We start from the raw sequence: 1679 nt of genomic DNA on the forward strand, positions 1-1679 counted from the left end.
TCGACGCGCTGCCCCGGCTCACGACGGCGATCTTCGGGCTCGGCGGGCACGACGTCCAGCCGCGCCATCTCATCGCAGCGTTCGAGCACATGACCGACCCGACCGGCGCGCCGCTCATCTACCTGGGCTCGCAATTCTTCAGCACCGACCCGACGCCGCACATGGCCGAGATCGAGGATCGGCTGCGCGGCGCGTACCCGGACACCCAGCACATGGCGCTGGCCACCCGGCCGAACCCCGTGCTGCTCCCGCCCACGGCGATGCGGATCCGGTTCCACTCGGTCGGCGGCTACGGCACGGTCGCGACGGGCAAGCTCCTCACCGACATCCTCGCCGGGGTGCTGGGCATGCACTCGAAGTCCGCGCCCAAGTACGGCTCGGAGAAGTCCGGCGCACCGACCAACTACTACATCACCCTGAGCCCCGAGCCCGTGCTCATCACCAACGCCGAGCTCGAGGACGTCGAGGTGGTCGTCTCACCGGACCACAAGGCGTTCATCCACACCAACCCGCTCAAGGGCCTGGTCGAGGGCGGCACGTTCATCCTGCAGTCCGACCTCACGCCGGCGCAGGTGTGGCGCGGGCTGCCGAGGTACGCCCGGGCCGCGATCCGCGAGCGGCACATCCGCTTCCTCGTGGTCGACGCGTTCGCGGTCGCCAAGAAGCACGCCCCGACCCCGGAGCTCGAGCTGCGCATGATGGGCATCGCCTTCATCGGTGCGGTCGCTGCGCACGTCGACCGGGTGTCGTCCGGGGCGTCGGCCGAGGCCATCGCGGAGAAGGTCCGCGCGCAGATCGCCAAGAAGTTCGGCACCAAGGGCGAGGCCGTCGTCGAGGGCAACATGGCCGTCATCCGCGAGGGGATGAGCGCCACGCACCTCGTCGACTACGACGCGCCGGAGCTGCGCGCCATCGACGAGGAGCCGGCGCCACCGCGCCTGCTGCGCACGGTCGCGCTCTCGGCGTCGATGTGCCCGAGCACCACGTCGCCCGGGGCCTCCGCGCTGTTCGACCCCGCGTACTACGAGGACGTCATCGCCCGTCCGTTCCGCGAGGGCACCATCGGCGAGGCGCCCGTGCTGCCCGGCGTCGGCCTGTTCATGCCGGCCGGCTCGGCCGCGGGCAAGGACAAGGGCCTGTTCCGGCGCACGGTGCCGAGCTTCGACGCCGACCTGTGCACGGGCTGCCTGGAGTGCGCGATGGTCTGCCCCGATGCGGCCATCCCCAACACGGTGCACGAGATCCACGAGCTGCTGCTCGCGGCGATCGGCACGGTCGACGTCACCGACGGGCAGCGCGACGCCCTGCGCGCGCTCGTGTACCCGATCGCGGAGGGGGTGCGCGAGCAGCTGCGCCAGGACAAGACCGCCCGACCGCTCGCCGCCCGCGTCGCCGAGGTCGCGGCGCCGATGACGGCAGACCAGCCGTCCCTGACGCGCACCGTCGCGCAGGTCGTCGCGGTGCTCGCGACCTACCCCGTGGCGCGCACGCGTCCCTTCTTCGACGCCATGGAGAAGGCCGTGCCCGGGACCGGTGGGCTGTACGCCGCGACGGTGGACCCGTGGAAGTGCACGGGCTGCCTCGAGTGCGTCGAGGTGTGCGGGCCCGGCGCCCTGACCCCGGTGGACCAGGACGAGGACGTCCTGTCCGGCCTGCAGGACCGCTTCGAGATGATGACG

1 protein-coding gene is annotated in these 1679 nt (G+C 71.8%); it reads left to right on the forward strand.

The genetic code is table 11. The features are described 5' to 3' along the window. A partial coding sequence (locus tag PKY62_RS13290) for a 2-oxoacid:acceptor oxidoreductase family protein (protein ID WP_324537734.1) occupies nt 1-1679 on the forward strand: 1679 nt, incomplete at both ends.

The sequence above is a fragment of the Actinotalea sp. genome (assembly GCF_035443605.1).
In the GTDB taxonomy this organism is placed as follows: Bacteria; Actinomycetota; Actinomycetes; order Actinomycetales; family Cellulomonadaceae; genus Actinotalea.